A 15,231-nucleotide genomic window follows, 5' to 3' on the forward strand; every position below is an offset into this window, starting at 1 on the left:
TGACGCCGTGTGCGGCGTGGTCAGTGGTGGGCAGCCGCTCGCGCGGCGCGATACTCGGCGACCGCTGCCTCGAGCGGAGCCCGCTCGATCGAGCGCTTGAGAATCTTGCCGGACGGCCCCTTGGGGAGTGCGTCGACGAACATCACCGCACGTGGATGCTTATATGCCGCAAGGCGTTCGGCGGTCCACGCCTTCACGTCGTCGGCACTCAACTCCGCATCGGGTCCGATGGCCACCACGGCGACGATCTCCTCACCGTAGTGCGGATCGGGAACACCGACGACTGCGGCCTCGACGATGTCGGGGTGCGCGTATAGGACTTCCTCGATCTCGCTCGGGTACACGTTGTACCCGCCGCGGATGATCAGGTCCTTGGCCCGGTCGACGATACGCACGTTGCCCTCGTCGTCCATTTCGGCGATGTCGCCGGTGCGAAGCCAGCCGTCGGGGCTGATGGTCTCGGCGGTGGCCTCGGGTCGGTTCCAGTAGCCGCGCATCACCACCGGTCCCCGGACGAACACCTCGCCACGCCCCCCGACCGGGGCGGGTGTGCCGTCGGCGAGGCGGATCTCGACCTCCATCTCGGGTGCTGCCGGTCCGACGGTGCCCGCCGGCGCCTCCGTGCCCGGCTTGGAGAACGTCGCGATCGCGCACGTCTCGGTCATTCCGTAGCCCTCGGAGATCTTGCACTCGAACCGACGGTGGAAGGCTTCACGGACCTCCAGCGGCAATGACGCGCCACCGGATACCGCAAGCCGCAGATGCTCGAACGCGTCGGCCGGGGTGTCCTGCGAGCTGTGCAGCATGGCGTTCCACATCGTGGGCACGCCTTCGACCAGGGTCGCACGATCTTCGATGATCATCTCGATGAACTGCTGGGGATGGAATGTCGGTGCCAGGCTCATCGGGCAACCGGCACCGATCGACGCCAGCAGAACCGATGCCTGGCCGAACACGTGGAACAGCGGAAGGGCGGTGGCGATGCGGTCGTTGGGGGCGGTGCCGCCGAGCTTGATCGCGATGCGGGCCGCCGAGGTCAGATTGCCGATGGTCAGTTCGGCGCCCTTGGGTTTGCCCGTGGTGCCCGAGGTGTAGAGGATACAACCCACCTCGTCCTCCCCGCGGTCGACGGCCTCGGTGAGGGGAGTGCCACGGTCGGCCTGCGCACCGTGGGCGAGCGCCAGAAACTCGATGCCCGCGGCCTCGGCAGCCTCGCGCGCGGCCTGCGAGACACTGTCCCAGGCGATCACGAGCTTGCAGCCGGCGTCGGAGATGTAGTAGCCGAGTTCGCTCGGGGTGCACAGCGGGTTGACCGGCACGATGATGGCGCCGGCCGCGTTGATCCCGAGGTAGGCCACGACGAACTCGGGGAGGGTCGGGGCGATGAAGAGCACGCGGTCACCGGGTTCGATACCGATGTCGGCGAGCATGCCCGCGTACGCGAGCGTGGCGTCGGCGAGCTGCTGGTAGGTCAGGACGGTGCCCGCGCCGCGCGCCGCCTCCTGCTCGGGATCGGCTGCCGCCTGGGCGAACACCGGGTCCGATAAGCTGGTCATGTCGATACTCTCCTTGCTGGGGGGTTTGCCTCACCGCGGTGTGTTCATCGTGGTGTCTTATCGACCGGCCCCGTCGTCGTTGCCTCGGCGACGGGGCCTCTCGCATTCGATCAGTCGATCATTACTCCGACTTGGTGCCGGCGTCGGCGCCGTCCTTGGTGGCCCGCTCGATGACAGCGAGGGTGAAGTCGCGCTGTGCTTCCAGAAGACGCTGTGCCACCTGGAAGTTCGCCTCGACGACCTCACGCGGGCTGGGGAGCTCGGGGAAGTTGCCGGGCAGGTTCTTGCCGAACTCGGGCATCTGGAATCCGCTGGGCAGCAGATTGACACGACGGTCGAGGTTGGGCAAGGACTCCTTGGCACGCTCGACGGCGGCGACCCACTGGTCGGTGAGCTGGGTGGTGATATCGGCGTAGCTGCTCATGATCTGTTCTCCTTGCTGGGATGTGGTGGCTGGGACCGATGGGGCGTCAATCGCCGACCATCGTCCGGTACAACTGCACAAGCGCCGATCGCTGACCTTCGGTCAGGCGGTCGTCGTGGCGGATGGCGTCCTCAACCGAGCATTTCTCCTCAGCCGGAGTCGTCGGCAGCCAGCCGGCCATCCGGAACAGAACGTCGGGTTGGAGGTTGAGACCCTTCGCAAGATTGGTCAGTACCTGTGCTGATGGCTGGTACCGACCCTTCTCGATCTGACTCAGGTACGAGTCGGAAACCTCGGCCATCCGTGCGAGATGTCGGACGGACAGCCGGGCGATCTCCCTCTGCGCCTTGATGTAGCGGCCGAGATCGTCAATCGCCTCTTCATTGAAGGGGGTGCTCATCGTTCTCCTCTACCGAATTCCGTTCGCTCACCCCTGTGGAAAATCCCTGTGCGGGAAGCCGTTCCCGAGGTGGTGAACCCGTGCGTTGCTTAGCATACAACGCATATGCGTTGTATGCAACGCATGATCGCGGATCAGGTAGGTGCATCCATCGCGGGCGTCATCGCCAGCCTCCCTCTTCAAGTTGATTCGATTGTGACTCACATCTCATATCAAGTTCAAATGCATACCACTGATGATTTACATTCATAGGATGCATGTCAGCGACCTGGATCTGAACCTCATCCGCGTCCTGCACACACTGCTCGAAGAGCGCCACGTCAGCAGGTCCGCCGAGCGCCTCGGGCTGAGTCAGGCCGCCACCAGTCATGCACTCGGACGCCTCCGCAAAGCCTTCGGTGACCCACTGCTGGTGCGGGTCGGCAGGGAACTGGAACCGACCCCCGAGGCCGAGCGGCTCGCACCCATCACCGATCAGGTGATGCGGTTGCTCACCGAGGCATTGCAGGCGCCCGGTTTCGACCCTGCCACCACCACAGCGTCGTTCACGCTCGTCATTCCGGATTTCCTTGCGGTGGAAGTTCTTCCGCCGCTGACCAGGCTGCTGCACCGACAAGCTCCCGGCGCGAGCATGGACAGCCACAGCATGCCCACCGCGGTCGGCGAACCACCGAGCGGTTCAATCGACGCGATCCTGTTGCCATCGGACCGCATTCCACCGGAGCACTCGTCGCTGTTCGCCTGTACCGTCGGCTGGCACGGCCTGGCCGCGGCGACCAACGACCAGGTGAGCGATTCGATGACGCTGGCCGAGTTCTGCCGGCTACCACACCTGGTGGTCGACGGGGCGCTCGTGCACAATCGTGTGGACGCCACCCTGGCCGGACGCGGCCTTTCCCGCAATGTAGTTCTGCGACTGACCAATTCCGAACTCATCCCCGAGATCATCGCCGAGACCGATCTGGTGACGATCGGCGCACTTACCTCACCCGTCGGGCCGGATCTGCGTTCGTTCGCCACACCGTTGGAGCTGCCACCGCTGGACTATCGCATCACCTGGTCGCACCGGCTGACCGGCGATGCCGCAAGCACCTGGTTCCGGCAGCGCGTCGCCGAGGTCTGCCACCAGCGGATCTCCCCGTCGCAGCAGTGATCTCAGCCGGACGGGCGGTCTGTGCAGGGAGCGCCCGACACTGGCATGCGAGGCGCATATCGTCATACATACTGATAGGTGTACAGTATGGGAAATGGTCGGGTAGCTCGACGACCCGCACATCTGGACCATGCACCTGCGCTCAGCGGCGCCGATTGAGAGGATGACTGCGATGGACAAGCTCGACTACCAGGCTGTCGACGTCGACAACCACTATTACGAACCGCTCGACGCGTTCACCCGCCACCTGCCCAAGGAGTTCCGGACGCGCGGGGTGCAGATGGTCCGCAACGGCAGACGCACCATGGCGGTGATCGGCGAGCAGGTCAACCACTTCATCCCCAACCCCACCTTCGACCCGATCATCGAGCCCGGCTGCCTCGATCTGCTGTTCCGCGGCGAGGTTCCCGAGGGCGTGGACCCGGCCAGCCTGATGAAACTCGACAGCCTCGCCGACCATCCCGAGTATCAGAACCGCGAGGCCCGCGTGAAGATCCTCGACAAGCAGAACCTCGAGACCGTATTCATGCTGCCGACCTTTGCCTGCGGCGTGGAACAGTCACTGCGGCACGATATTCCGGCGACGATGGCCTCGCTGCACGCCTTCAACCTGTGGCTCGATGAGGATTGGGGCTTCAACCGGCCGGACGGCCGCTTCATCACCGCCCCGATGATCTCGCTGGCCGACCCGGACGAAGCGGTCAAGGAGGTCGAGTTCGTCCTGGCGCGCGGCGCCAAACTGGTGCTGGTGCGTCCGGCACCCGTTCCGGGCGTGGTCAAGCCGCGCTCGCTCGGTGACCCGCTGCACGATCCGGTGTGGGCTCGTCTGGCCGAAGCCGGTGTGCCGGTGGGCTTTCACCTCAGCGACAGTGGCTATCTCGCGATCAACGCGATGTGGGGCGGCAAGGGCCGGTTCGAGGGGTTCGGCCGCCGCGATCCGCTCGACAACGTGCTCTCCGACGACCGCGCCATCCACGACACGATGGCCTCGATGATCGTGCACCAGGTGTTCTCGCGGCATCCCAAGCTCAAGGTGTGCAGCATCGAGAACGGTTCCTACTTCGTGTACCGGCTCATCAAGCGGCTCAAGAAGTCTGCCAACAATGCGCCGTACCACTACCAGGAGGACCCGGTCGAGCAGCTCAAGAACAACGTGTGGATCGCCCCGTACTACGAGGACGACGTGAAGCTGCTGGCCGCCACGATCGGCGTCGACCGTATCCTGTTCGGCTCGGACTGGCCGCACGGCGAAGGCCTCGCCGACCCGACGAGCTTTACCGCCGACATCCCGCAGTTCCCCGAGTTCAGCTACGAGGACACCCGGAAGGTCATGCGCGACAACGCTCTCGATCTCGTCGGGCTCAACGTCACAGCAGCGGCGACATAGCCCTCACCGGCGACCCACACCGATGCCCACTCGCTCCCGGCGAGTGGGCATCGGTGTTTTTCAGAGGTATTTCCCGTGATATCCGGACGCTTGGTCAGGCGGTGAGGCCGGCCGTCAGCAGAGTGGCCAGCTCGCGGTAGGCGTGTGCATCATCGAGCCCGGTGGCCTCGCGGACCAGGCCCTGCTGGATGCGTGCCATCGTCGCCGCGGCGACGTCGGCGGCGAAGGCGGCGTGCACGTCCCTGAACTCTCCGGCCCGCACACCAGCGTCGACCAGTTCGGCCACCCGGGCGGCCGCGAAGCGGGTGTTCTGCTCGTAGACCTCCCGCGCCGGCGCAAAGCCGTCGAGATCGGTCATGAACTGCGCGGACGCGCCACCGAGTGCGGTGCCGACGGCCGACACGTAGGCGATGATGCGGTCGCGGGCACCCGAGGTGGCCGCGACCTGGGCCTCGACATCCTCGGTCGCGCGGCGGAAGAAGTGGATCGTGGCGGCCCGGACAAGTTGTTCCTTGCTTCCGGCGAGTGTGTACAGCGTCGACTTGGAGCACTTGAGGGAGGCCGCGATCTCATCGAGCGTCAGGTGCGCGAATCCGTCGGCGAGAAACAACCGCACGAGTGCATCGAACAGCTCGGTCCGGCGGCGGGTGGCGAACTGTGGCCCGGTCATGGACGAAATAGTACTGACACACCTCTTGCAGTACTAGTTCCCGAACAGTACTGTCACTGGTAATTTAGTACTGTTTCAAGTTCAGGGAGTTTCGCATGGCCGTTGACCGACTCTTGCCGACCGACGAGGCACGCGACCTCATCGCACTCACCCGCGACGTAGCCGACAAGGCACTGGCCCCCATCGCGGACGCCCACGAAAAGGCCGAGACATACCCCGACGGCGTGTTCGCGACACTCGGCGCGGCGGGACTGCTGAGCCTGCCATATCCCGAGGAGTGGGGCGGGGGAGCGCAACCGTACGAGGTGTACCTGCAGGTCCTGGAGGAACTGGCCGCTCGCTGGGCCGCCGTGGCGGTCGCCGTCAGCGTGCACAGCCTTGCCTGCCATCCGCTCACCGCATTCGGCACCGACGAGCAGAAACAGCGGTGGCTGCCGGACATGCTCGGCGGGTCGACCGTCGGCGCCTACAGTCTGTCCGAGCCGCAGGCCGGTTCCGATGCCGCGGCCCTGGCATGCAAGGCCACCCCCTCAGCCGACGGCCGTGGCTATGTGATCAACGGCAGCAAAGCATGGATCACCCACGGCGGTATCGCCGACTTCTACAACCTCTTCGCCCGCACCGGCGAAGGCTCCAAAGGGATTTCATGCTTCCTGGTCCCCAAAGGCACCGAGGGACTGAGCTTCGGCAAACCCGAGGAGAAGATGGGGCTGCACGCAGTACCCACCACCGCGGCCCACTACGACAACGCCGCCATCGACGCCGACCGGCGCATCGGCACCGAGGGCCAAGGGCTCCAGATCGCTTTCAGCGCACTCGATTCCGGGCGACTGGGCATCGCCGCTGTGGCGGTCGGCATCGCACAGGCCGCCCTCGACGACGCCGTCACCTACGCCCAGGAACGAACCACGTTCGGCCGCAAGATCATCGACCATCAGGGCCTCGGATTCCTGCTGGCCGACATGGCCGCCGCCGTGGATTCGGCCCGCGCCACCTACCTCGACGCCGCCCGCCGCCGCGACGCGGGACTGCCGTACTCGCGCAACGCATCCGTGGCCAAACTCGTCGCCACCGACGCCGCCATGAAGGTCACCACCGATGCGGTGCAGGTGTTCGGCGGCTACGGCTACACCCGCGACTTCCGCGTCGAACGCCTCATGCGTGAAGCCAAGATCACCCAGATCTTCGAAGGCACCAACCAGATCCAGCGGCTGGTCATCAGCCGCAGCCTGACCACCGGCGCGTAGCCACCACCTGCTCCGCACAGAAAGAAGCACCATGAACATCGACACCTCATCCGTCGCCGTCATCACCGGCGGAGCCTCCGGCCTCGGCAATGCCACCGCCCGCGCACTGCACTCCCGCGGCGCGCAGGTCGTCCTCGTGGACCTGCCGTCCTCGGACGGCCAGAACGCCGCAAGCGCTATCGGTTCCGGCGCCCACTTCGTCGCCGCCGACGTGACCTCGGCCGACGACGTGGCCGCCGCGATGGACTTCGCCGCGACACTCGGATCGGTCCGCGTGGTGGTCAACTGCGCCGGCGTCGCCACCCCGGGAAAGGTCCTCGGCCGCAAGGGTGTGCTGCCGCTGGACGCATTCGAACGCGTCATCCGCATCAACCTGATCGGCACATTCAACGTCATCCGCCTGGGTGCGGAGAAGATATCGCAGACCGAGCCGGTCGACGGCGAACGCGGCGTCATCATCAACACCGCATCGGTCGCCGCGTTCGACGGCCAGATCGGTCAGGCCGCCTACGGCGCGTCCAAGGGTGGTGTCGCCGCGCTGACCCTGCCTGTGGCACGCGAGCTCGCCGATCACCTGATCCGCGTGGCGACGATCGCCCCCGGCATCTTCGAGACACCCATGATGGCCGGCCTCCCCGAGGAGGCCCAGCGCTCTCTCGGACAGCAGGTGCCGCATCCGTCGCGGCTCGGCAAGCCCGCCGAGTACGCCGCCCTCGCGATGCACATCGTCGACAACCCGATGCTCAACGGCGAGACGATCCGGCTCGACGGCGCGATCCGGATGGCACCCCGCTAGTCAGAAGAGCCCGCCGAGCCACAATCCCAGCCCGGCCGCACAGGTGGCACCGACGAGAACGCCGAATCCATTGACAACGCCGGAGGTCCACCGACGTTGTTGCAGCAGCCGGACCGTCTCGAACGACGCGGTCGAGAACGTGGTGTAGCCACCGAGGAAGCCCGTCCCCACGACCATCCGGAACGATTCGGACACAACGTGATCGACAGCCAGCCCCGTGACCACACCCAGGACGAACGATCCCGTGAGGTTGATCGTGATCGTTCCCCACGGCAACGGGCCGCCGGTCCGGGCGCGGATCACCCCGTCGAGAACGAGCCGGCACACCGCACCGAACCCACCGGCCACCGCGACGGCGATGAACACTCCCGGGCTCATCGGACGTCGCCTTCGGTGCGGTGGGTGAGTGCGCCGACGGCGATTCCGGTCCAGGTGGCGATCGCTCCAACGATCACGGTGCCCACGCCGTAGGCGGCTCCGGCCCCCGGTGATCCCGACGACAGCAGGTCGGCAGCGTCGGTGGCCAGCGCGCTGTAGGTGGTGAATCCGCCCATGAACCCGGTACCCACCAGCATCCGGAGGAATCGTCTTCGGCCTATGTCCGGGCCGCGCCTGGCCAGCGCCTCGAGCAAGATGCCGAGAAGGAAAGCGCCGACGATGTTGATCACGAAGACCGTCCACGGGACGCCGTCGGTCGGAAATCTGTCGATGAGCGCCTCACGTGCCGCGACGCCGCAGCAGCCGCCGGCGAAGACGGCACCGATGTAGTCCGGACGTAGATGTGCCGGCCGGTCTCTGGGCGTGGTGTCGGGGGACGCGGTATCGGGATCGGCCGGAAGGCCGGACGTCGTCTCGTGTGCGGGGTCTCCGGCGGTCATGTCGGCGTCGGAATGCATGCGGGTCTCCTACCGTGTGGGCGCACGGGTGCGCCATTCGGGTAGGGACTGTTGTCGGACGATCCGAGGTTGGGTACGGCGAGCCCCACCGCCGCGGCACCGCAGTGCCTGTTTGCCATGCTCTCATATCCGGTAGTGATCGCCCACCGTAACCGGCCGTTGTCCGGTCCGATCTATCGCACCGGTGTGAACCCCGACACCGCTCCGGCGGCGATCATCCGAGCGGTCGCCTGCTCGTCGGCTTCGGTCCGCAACGGCTGTTCCTGATCACGACACCACGCCGTCGTCCCGCCGATGACAACCTCGGCGAGGTTGCGCAGCCCGCACGCGAGCACGTAGGTGGCCACCGGATCCCAGATCGGTCCCAGGTGTGGGTTCGTGGGGTCGACGACGAGGAAGTCCGCGTATTTGCCCACTTCGAGGGAGCCGACGCGGTCGTCGACGCCGATCGCCCGCGCCGACCCGATCGTGTGCAGCGTCAGCATGTCCAGCGGGGAGATGATCGAGGCGTCCGAGTGCAGGGCACGCTGCAGGTACAGACCGGTGCGCATGTTCTGGAACGGGTCGGACAGATCGGTGCACGACTGGTCGTCGACACCCATCCCGACTCGGACGCCACGCTTGAGCAGTGTGGGAGTATCACAGATCCCGGAGCCGAGACGCCCGTTGGACATGGGCTGCCACACCACCGACGATCCGGTCTCCACGACTCGCTCCACCATCCGCGACGTCGGATGCACGAAATGGCCGAACGCGAAATCAGTTCCAAGACAACCTGATTGGTCGTACCAGTCGAACTTGTTCTGCTGGATGTCGAGTTGTTCGGCGGTTTCCACGAAATGGGCCTGGTTAGTGACTCCGTACCGGGTCATCATCTCGTGCTCGCGTTCGGCGGTGACCGCCGCTGACGACCACTGCACCGCCCCGTACACCGACCCACCGAGGGTCAATCGTGGGTCGACGGTGTCCAGGTGTGCCATCGCCACCCCGAACGCGTCGAACGCATCTGCCTCGGGCAGCTGTTCGTCGTCGAGGCGGACGCTGGTGACGAACCGGATCCCGGCATCGGCCATGCCGTCGATCTGCCGGGTGATGAACTCGGGGGAGTGCACCCGCTCGGCGCGCAGGGTGGAGGTTTCGTAGTCGAACACCGACACCACCCGCGATTGGGCGAAGTTGTACACCGAGGTGATGCCGTTGGAGATGTGATCGAGCGCCCCGGACAGCGTGAGCCAGTACAGGGTGTCGGCCTCGGCGCCGACCATCATTCGCCCCATCGTCGACACCCAGTCGTACAGGGGGCTGCAGGCCGCGGTGCCGCGCATCCCGCCGGTGAAGATGTGGCTGTGCGCCGAGACGAATCCAGGCCCCACCAAGGCACCGCCGAGGTCCCGGTAGTTCGCCGCACCGGTGGGCGCCGTACCTGAACCGATCCCGGTGATGATGCCTTTCTCGTCGACCGACAGCCAGCCCTCGAACCAGTCGCGGACACCGTCGACGGGCACGATCAGTGCGTTATGAAAAACCGTGTCACTCATCCGGACAGCTACCTCCTGTATGCGGCGACCGGCACTGGCGTCGTCTATCCCGCACGGGTGCGGGATCACGCTCGCCAACGCTAGGGAGTCCGGGTTTCGGCCCGGTTACTCCTGGTGGTTCGCCATGTTTCACACGGATTCGGCGAGGGCCGAGAGAACCCGCGAACAGTAGTGGTCGATCTTGAGGTCGGCGATCGAGTCGGCCCGGGTGACACCACGATTGACGATTACGACGGGCTTGCCGATGCGGTGCGCGTGGCGAACGAACCGCAGACCACTGGTCACCGTCAGCGACGAACCCGCCACCAGCAGCACATCGCCCTCATCGACCAGCGAAAATGCTTGATCAACAATCTCTTTGGCGGCGTTCTCCCCGAAGTAGACGATGTCGGGTTTGAGAATGCCACCACACCTGCGGCAGTCGGCAACAACGAAGTCGCGGGTGTCGGTGAGCGTGGTGTCGGCATCCGGCGCCACCTCGATCGCCCCACGCCCCGCAACCCTGTCGGCGAAACCGGGATTGAGCGCCTCAAGCCGGCCGGCCAGTTCTTGCCGCGACGACAACGCGCCACATTCGAGACAGCGGACTCGGCCATAACACCCATGCAGTTCGACGACGCGCCGAGTGCCGGCCTTCAGATGCAACATGTCGACGTTCTGCGTGATCACCCCGGTCAACCGCCCCTGCCCCTGCAACCGTGTCAGTGCAAGATGACCGTCATTGGGCCTGGCCGAATCCATGTGCCGCCACCCCAGATGGTTCCGCGCCCAATAGTGCCGCCGAAACTCATCCGACGACAGAAACATCTGCAACGTCATCGGCGTCCGCGTCGGTGCGCCAGGACTCCGATAGTCGGGAATACCCGAATCAGTCGACAACCCCGCACCGGTCAGCTCCGTGATCCGTCCGCCGCGCACCATCTCCCGCAACCGCCCGACCCGCACGTCGACGTCCTCGTCGAGCGGAGTCGGTTCGACCGGAATCCGGCCCAGCTGCAAGCGCGTACGCACCCCGCCAGGATAGTTGTCAGTGACGCGAGTTCATGGCGGCGTCGTCGGCGAATCCACGCAGCGCCTCGACCAGGCTGATTGCCTGGGCGCCCACACCGGCCTCAAGAATCGCGCATGCCTCGGCCTCGATCGATCGGCCGTTTACCGCCGCCTGCTCACGGAGTTTCTGATGAACTTCGGGCTTGAGATTGCGGATAGTCAGAATGGTCATGGGCGCCCTCCCACGTATGTTTCCTTCGGAAACGGTACGCCAGGCGATGACCTCGCCCGCGTAGGGGAGACCGGCCGCTTCGCCCGGGCAGGACCTGTGCCACGGGGTCCGCGTTGCTCAGCGAGCTGGGCTGTGGACAAATCCGACAAGCGGGATGCTACGCGCGCTACAATTTGTAGGATGTCATCGACCGTCAGTCATCGTGACCTGCGTAATCGCAGCGGAGAGGTTCTGCATGCCGTTGAAAGCGGCGAGACGTACACCGTCACCAATCGCGGCAAACCGGTGGCTCGCTTGGTGCCGATCGCGGACGCGGGTCCCGATCTGCCGCTGCACCGTCCGGCGGCGGTTCACGGTGGGTTCTCCGGGTTGCGTCGGCATACGATTGCGACAGCAAGCGCTGAGACGATCAACGACCTTCGGGGAGATCGTTGAGCCGCTACTATCTCGACACCTCGGCAGCAGCCAAGTTGCTGGTAGAAAGAGGACGAGAGTGCCGCACTGGCGGCGTGGGCCGGGTAGTGCCCCATAGAGTGGTGTAGAACCTGGTGACCGGGCCTGATGCCAGTGGCGTGTCGCTGCTGGAGGTGGGTGCGGTCACCGCGTGATCTTTCGAGTCAACCTTCCAAAGAATCCTCGAATGGAGATCAACACGATGACCGCACCTCACATTGTCGACCCTTCTGGTGTCCTGAGCCAAGCGCTGACCGATGCATCGCCGGACTTGATGCGTGATCTGCTGCAAACGATGATCAACGCTCTGCTCTCGGCTGAGGCTGACGCGGTGTGCGGGGCTGAATGGGGCCGGCGCAGTACCGAGCGCAGCAACCAGCGCAACGGGTATCGGCACCGTCCCCTCGATACCAGGGTCGGCACGATCGATGTGGCCGTCCCGAAACTGCGGTCCGGTTCGTACTTCCCCGAATGGCTCCTCGAACGACGCAAACGCGCCGAATCAGCGTTGATCACCGTGGTCGCCGACTGCTACCTGGCCGGGGTCTCAACCCGCCGGATGGACAAACTCGTCAAGACCCTGGGCATCGACTCACTGTCAAAGTCCCAGGTCTCGCGGATGGCCGCAGAACTCGACGAGCAGGTCGCCGCGTTCCGGCACCGTCGCCTCGATACCGCCGGGCCGTTCACGTTCGTTGCCGCCGACGCGCTGACGATGAAAGTTCGGGAGAACAAGCAAGTGGTCAGCGCGGTTGCGATGATCGCTACCGGCGTCAACGCTGACGGGCACCGCGAGGTCCTGGGCCTGCACGTGGCCACCAGCGAAACCGGGGCGGCATGGAACACCTTCTTCGCCGACCTGGTCGCCCGCGGCCTGGCCGGCGTGCGATTGGTGACCTCCGATGCCCACAAAGGTCTGGTCGAGGCAATCGCGGCGAACCTGCCCGGTGCTGGCTGGCAGCGCTGCCGCACCCACTACGCGGCGAACCTGATGGATGTGTGCCCCAAGAGCATGTGGCCGGCAGTGAAAGCGATGTTGCACTCGGTCTACGACCAGCCCGACGCCAAATCTGTTGCTGCACAGTTTGATCGTCTCATCGAGTACACCGAAGAGCGGCTACCGCCGGTGGCTGAACACCTCGGCGGCGCACGCACAGACGTCCTGGCCTTTAACCGCGTTCCCCAAGGACGTATGGGTCCAGATCTGGTCGAACAACCCCGCTGAACGGCTCAACCGCGAGATCCGGCGCCGCACCGACTCCGTCGGGATCTTCCCCAACCGCGAAGCCATCATCCGGCTGGTCGGCGCCGTGCTGGCCGAACAAACCGATGAATGGGCCGAAGGCCGACGCTACCTCGGCCTGGACGTCCTGGCCCGCGCCCGCGCCGCCACCGATCCCGACACCACCCCACAAACGGAGGTACCCACCGAACCCGTACCGCTAGCCGAAATCACCGCCTAGAAATCTCAACAAGAAGGAATCACCGAGCTACACCACTCCCTGGGACTTGACCGTGGGCCGATAAGATCGGCGGTGACCTCGTCGCGACGCATCTCCTGGAGACCGAGCTGCGACGGTTTGCGGGGCGGCATGAACTCCCGCAGGCCGACGTGTCTGCGATCCTCGCGCGAGTCGACATTCACGACCTTCCGCCGAGTCTGTACCGCGCGGCTGGCCTACTCCCCGGGCAGTCTCTGCGATCCCTCGACGCTCTGCACCTGGCGGCATCGATACGTCTCGACGTCGATGCGTTGGTCACCTATGACATTCGCCTCGCCGGGGCAGCCGAAGAGATCGGTCTTCCCGTGATCCGTCCCGGCGTTTGAGGTGCGCCAGGCAAGGAACCCTTCAACCAGGTACGAATCGCCACGTCCGAGGCCGAGCGACTCCAGTATCCGATCGACCACCGGTTCGACAATGGCACTGAGCGCCATTGTGAGACCGGGTTGGGTCGGGATCAAATGTGGTGGATGGCCTGTGGATCGGACCGAGATCGCGGTCGGGCTGCGGTGCGGCTGTGGCCGGAGCCCTCAATAGTCGACGCCATCACGCTCATTTATCGCGACGCGACGGATCGACAATATTGCGGATGGCTTCCAGGCTTTTCTTGCTCGGGTCTTTGACTTTGGACCGCTCAGACAGGGTGAAGTACGAAGAGTGCGGATATTGGAAGATCATGTTCCACATCCAATTCGACCCTCCGCAGGGCTCATTCTTGACCATGTCACCGAAACTATTCCACTTCTTAGAGCCCGGCGACGTGGGGTACGGCAATGGTCCACCGACAATGTCGTGGCTGATCCACACGTTGGTCCAGTGGGTGAATGCGAACAGCGTGCGATGATATAGTCGACGCGTACTGTTGGAGCTTCGTCGCAGGTACAGACCTAACTCCTCCCTGTCCTCGCCTTCGTAATCGTTACCCGGGAACGGCGGTTCCGGAGGATTCGACGACAGCAGTTCACCGGCAGCGAATCGCTTCTCGAGGTCCTCTGGCGACCTAGCGAGCGTAACTTCAGCATGAGCCAGTGGGCATGCCAAGGTGATCAGATCCGACACGATCCATCGCTTCGCTTCTTCAGGGCGTGGCGCTGGCGCCCCATCCTGAACCTTGGGCTCGTAGAAAGCACTTTCGAGTTCCTTTAACAGCTCACGTTGCTGAGTGCTATTGAATCTTCGACTAGGGACGGGAATATCGTTGTGACGTGCACGCCAGGCGGAGTGCACCGCATCGTAGGCAATCACACTACCTAAACTATGGCCGACGACGATGATGCGCGAGTACCGAAATCGCTTCTGCGCGTCTTGGGAAACGTCGGCGACAGTCAGATCGTGCAACTCCTCGATCAGTTTTCGGGCTTGGGCTCGGATGCTGTCATTCTCACGAATAACGGCTGGGCTGGTCGAGAAGTATCGAGCGACGTCGCCAAGTGACATTGCGAGGAATTTTCCGCCCCATATAGTCGCCACAACGGGCACCACAACGAACGGCGCACCGAGCAGCACAACCAGGATATAGAGTACCGCGCGCAAGCACTTGTCTTCGATGCACGCAATCCCGATTCCGGCGGCCACGAAGGTCAGTACGACGGTCGGAATGACGGTCGGAATGAAGACCACCAAGCAGCGCAACATTGCTTGAAGCCCACAGTATCCCGACCATGCGAGAATCAAAAGGGCCACGGCCATGACGACCGGGCAGACGAGAATCGATACCCACCACGACGGTTTCCCGACGATCGCAAAGACTACGTATATGATCGCAAGAGCTAGAACGACCAACTGCGCAATCAGGGTGGCGACGGGCAGCTTGTCATCTTCGCCTCGAAGCCTCACGGTCGTGACGCTGCTGCGTCTTCGACGCAGCATTCCCACAATCCACGCCAGGACTTCCACCAACCGGGTGTCGCGGTAGTGCGGCGCCCAGTACACGGCAGTGTCAAGCCGTGGAAGCAACATTGGCCTTGAGTAGCGCCTCAAATTTCTC

At 64.6% G+C, this 15,231-nt stretch carries 15 protein-coding genes and 2 pseudogenes; 7 read left to right on the forward strand and 10 right to left on the reverse strand.

The window, feature by feature from the left end; all coding sequences use genetic code 11:
* Nucleotides 1-20: 20 nt before the first annotated feature.
* The 3 genes from Q0627_RS12235 to Q0627_RS12245 form a co-directional block, all read right to left on the reverse strand.
* Entirely contained in the window at nt 21-1,556 is a 1,536-nt protein-coding gene (locus tag Q0627_RS12235) for an AMP-binding protein (protein ID WP_291013229.1), read from the reverse strand.
* 121 nt (nt 1,557-1,677) lie between these two features.
* On the reverse strand, nt 1,678-1,980 hold the full coding sequence (locus tag Q0627_RS12240) for a hypothetical protein (protein ID WP_291013227.1): 303 nt from the start codon (nt 1,978-1,980) through the stop codon (nt 1,678-1,680).
* A gap of 46 nt (nt 1,981-2,026) precedes the next feature.
* The gene (locus Q0627_RS12245) at nt 2,027-2,380 is read right to left on the reverse strand and encodes a helix-turn-helix transcriptional regulator (protein WP_291013225.1); all 354 of its coding nucleotides are present in this window, start codon (nt 2,378-2,380) and stop codon (nt 2,027-2,029) included.
* Nucleotides 2,381-2,633: 253 nt separating this feature from the next.
* Here Q0627_RS12245 and Q0627_RS12250 point away from each other — a divergent pair, with 253 nt between their 5' ends.
* Together Q0627_RS12250 and Q0627_RS12255 are read left to right on the forward strand one after the other, a co-directional pair.
* The gene (locus Q0627_RS12250) at nt 2,634-3,533 is read left to right on the forward strand and encodes a LysR family transcriptional regulator (protein ID WP_291013222.1); all 900 of its coding nucleotides are present in this window, start codon (nt 2,634-2,636) and stop codon (nt 3,531-3,533) included.
* Nucleotides 3,534-3,696: 163 nt separating this feature from the next.
* Nucleotides 3,697-4,920, forward strand: coding sequence for an amidohydrolase family protein (locus Q0627_RS12255; protein WP_291013220.1), 1,224 nt, complete (start codon nt 3,697-3,699; stop codon nt 4,918-4,920).
* A 94-nt stretch (nt 4,921-5,014) separates the two neighbouring features.
* On the opposite strand, the gene Q0627_RS12260 is transcribed toward Q0627_RS12255, so the two are convergent.
* Entirely contained in the window at nt 5,015-5,590 is a 576-nt protein-coding gene (locus Q0627_RS12260) for a TetR/AcrR family transcriptional regulator (protein WP_291013218.1), read from the reverse strand.
* A 95-nt stretch (nt 5,591-5,685) separates the two neighbouring features.
* Here Q0627_RS12260 and Q0627_RS12265 point away from each other — a divergent pair, with 95 nt between their 5' ends.
* Entirely contained in the window at nt 5,686-6,837 is a 1,152-nt protein-coding gene (locus Q0627_RS12265; protein ID WP_291013215.1) for an acyl-CoA dehydrogenase family protein, read from the forward strand.
* A 31-nt stretch (nt 6,838-6,868) separates the two neighbouring features.
* On the forward strand, nt 6,869-7,633 hold the full coding sequence (locus tag Q0627_RS12270) for an SDR family NAD(P)-dependent oxidoreductase (protein ID WP_291013193.1): 765 nt from the start codon (nt 6,869-6,871) through the stop codon (nt 7,631-7,633).
* On the opposite strand, the gene crcB is transcribed toward Q0627_RS12270, so the two are convergent.
* From crcB to Q0627_RS12295, 5 genes are all read right to left on the reverse strand, one after another.
* Nucleotides 7,634-8,011 (reverse strand): fluoride efflux transporter CrcB, encoded by a 378-nt coding sequence (gene crcB, locus Q0627_RS12275; RefSeq protein WP_291013190.1) that lies wholly within the window; start codon nt 8,009-8,011, stop codon nt 7,634-7,636.
* The gene (locus Q0627_RS12280; protein ID WP_291013188.1) at nt 8,008-8,529 is read right to left on the reverse strand and encodes a CrcB family protein; all 522 of its coding nucleotides are present in this window, start codon (nt 8,527-8,529) and stop codon (nt 8,008-8,010) included. Before Q0627_RS12280 ends, crcB begins: the two co-directional genes overlap by 4 nt.
* 173 nt (nt 8,530-8,702) lie before the next feature.
* A complete protein-coding gene (locus tag Q0627_RS12285) occupies nt 8,703-10,067 on the reverse strand; it encodes an amidohydrolase family protein (protein WP_298810194.1) in 1,365 nt (454 codons plus the stop codon).
* Between the two features lie 129 nt (nt 10,068-10,196).
* Nucleotides 10,197-11,078, reverse strand: a complete 882-nt coding sequence (locus tag Q0627_RS12290; RefSeq protein ID WP_298810195.1) for a Sir2 family NAD-dependent protein deacetylase — start codon at nt 11,076-11,078, stop codon at nt 10,197-10,199.
* A gap of 16 nt (nt 11,079-11,094) precedes the next feature.
* Nucleotides 11,095-11,289, reverse strand: coding sequence for a FitA-like ribbon-helix-helix domain-containing protein (locus Q0627_RS12295; protein WP_291019714.1), 195 nt, complete (start codon nt 11,287-11,289; stop codon nt 11,095-11,097).
* A 180-nt stretch (nt 11,290-11,469) separates the two neighbouring features.
* Between Q0627_RS12295 and Q0627_RS12300 the strand changes: the two genes are divergently transcribed.
* The 3 genes and pseudogenes from Q0627_RS12300 to Q0627_RS22500 all read left to right on the forward strand — a co-directional run bounded on the left by Q0627_RS12300 (nt 11,470) and on the right by Q0627_RS22500 (nt 13,570).
* Complete coding sequence (locus tag Q0627_RS12300) at nt 11,470-11,724, forward strand: type II toxin-antitoxin system Phd/YefM family antitoxin (protein WP_291019712.1); 255 nt, start codon at nt 11,470-11,472, stop codon at nt 11,722-11,724.
* A 220-nt stretch (nt 11,725-11,944) separates the two neighbouring features.
* A pseudogene (locus tag Q0627_RS12305) lies at nt 11,945-13,205 on the forward strand (IS256 family transposase).
* Between the two features lie 107 nt (nt 13,206-13,312).
* The gene (locus Q0627_RS22500) at nt 13,313-13,570 is read left to right on the forward strand and encodes a hypothetical protein (RefSeq protein ID WP_367180763.1); all 258 of its coding nucleotides are present in this window, start codon (nt 13,313-13,315) and stop codon (nt 13,568-13,570) included.
* A 226-nt stretch (nt 13,571-13,796) separates the two neighbouring features.
* Here the strand turns inward: Q0627_RS22500 and Q0627_RS12315 are convergent.
* Nucleotides 13,797-15,231: pseudogene (locus Q0627_RS12315) on the reverse strand (hypothetical protein); the annotation flags it as partial.

This window comes from uncultured Gordonia sp. (assembly GCF_937858515.1).
In the GTDB taxonomy this organism is placed as follows: domain Bacteria; phylum Actinomycetota; class Actinomycetes; order Mycobacteriales; family Mycobacteriaceae; genus Gordonia.

Bases quoted from the DNA above. Each gene is read 5' to 3' on its own strand.
- Q0627_RS12250 (WP_291013222.1), top strand. From the start codon at position 2,634: ATGCATGTCAGCGACCTGGATCTGAACCTCATCCGCGTCCTGCACACA.
- Q0627_RS12265 (WP_291013215.1), top strand. From the start codon at position 5,686: ATGGCCGTTGACCGACTCTTGCCGACCGACGAGGCACGCGACCTCATC.
- Q0627_RS12295 (WP_291019714.1), bottom strand. From the start codon at position 11,289: ATGACCATTCTGACTATCCGCAATCTCAAGCCCGAAGTTCATCAGAAA.
- crcB (WP_291013190.1), bottom strand. From the start codon at position 8,011: ATGAGCCCGGGAGTGTTCATCGCCGTCGCGGTGGCCGGTGGGTTCGGT.
- Q0627_RS12285 (WP_298810194.1), bottom strand. From the start codon at position 10,067: ATGAGTGACACGGTTTTTCATAACGCACTGATCGTGCCCGTCGACGGT.
- Q0627_RS12280 (WP_291013188.1), bottom strand. From the start codon at position 8,529: ATGCATTCCGACGCCGACATGACCGCCGGAGACCCCGCACACGAGACG.
- Q0627_RS12240 (WP_291013227.1), bottom strand. From the start codon at position 1,980: ATGAGCAGCTACGCCGATATCACCACCCAGCTCACCGACCAGTGGGTC.
- Q0627_RS12270 (WP_291013193.1), top strand. From the start codon at position 6,869: ATGAACATCGACACCTCATCCGTCGCCGTCATCACCGGCGGAGCCTCC.
- Q0627_RS12245 (WP_291013225.1), bottom strand. From the start codon at position 2,380: ATGAGCACCCCCTTCAATGAAGAGGCGATTGACGATCTCGGCCGCTAC.
- Q0627_RS12235 (WP_291013229.1), bottom strand. From the start codon at position 1,556: ATGACCAGCTTATCGGACCCGGTGTTCGCCCAGGCGGCAGCCGATCCC.
- Q0627_RS12260 (WP_291013218.1), bottom strand. From the start codon at position 5,590: ATGACCGGGCCACAGTTCGCCACCCGCCGCCGGACCGAGCTGTTCGAT.
- Q0627_RS12300 (WP_291019712.1), top strand. From the start codon at position 11,470: ATGTCATCGACCGTCAGTCATCGTGACCTGCGTAATCGCAGCGGAGAG.
- Q0627_RS12255 (WP_291013220.1), top strand. From the start codon at position 3,697: ATGACTGCGATGGACAAGCTCGACTACCAGGCTGTCGACGTCGACAAC.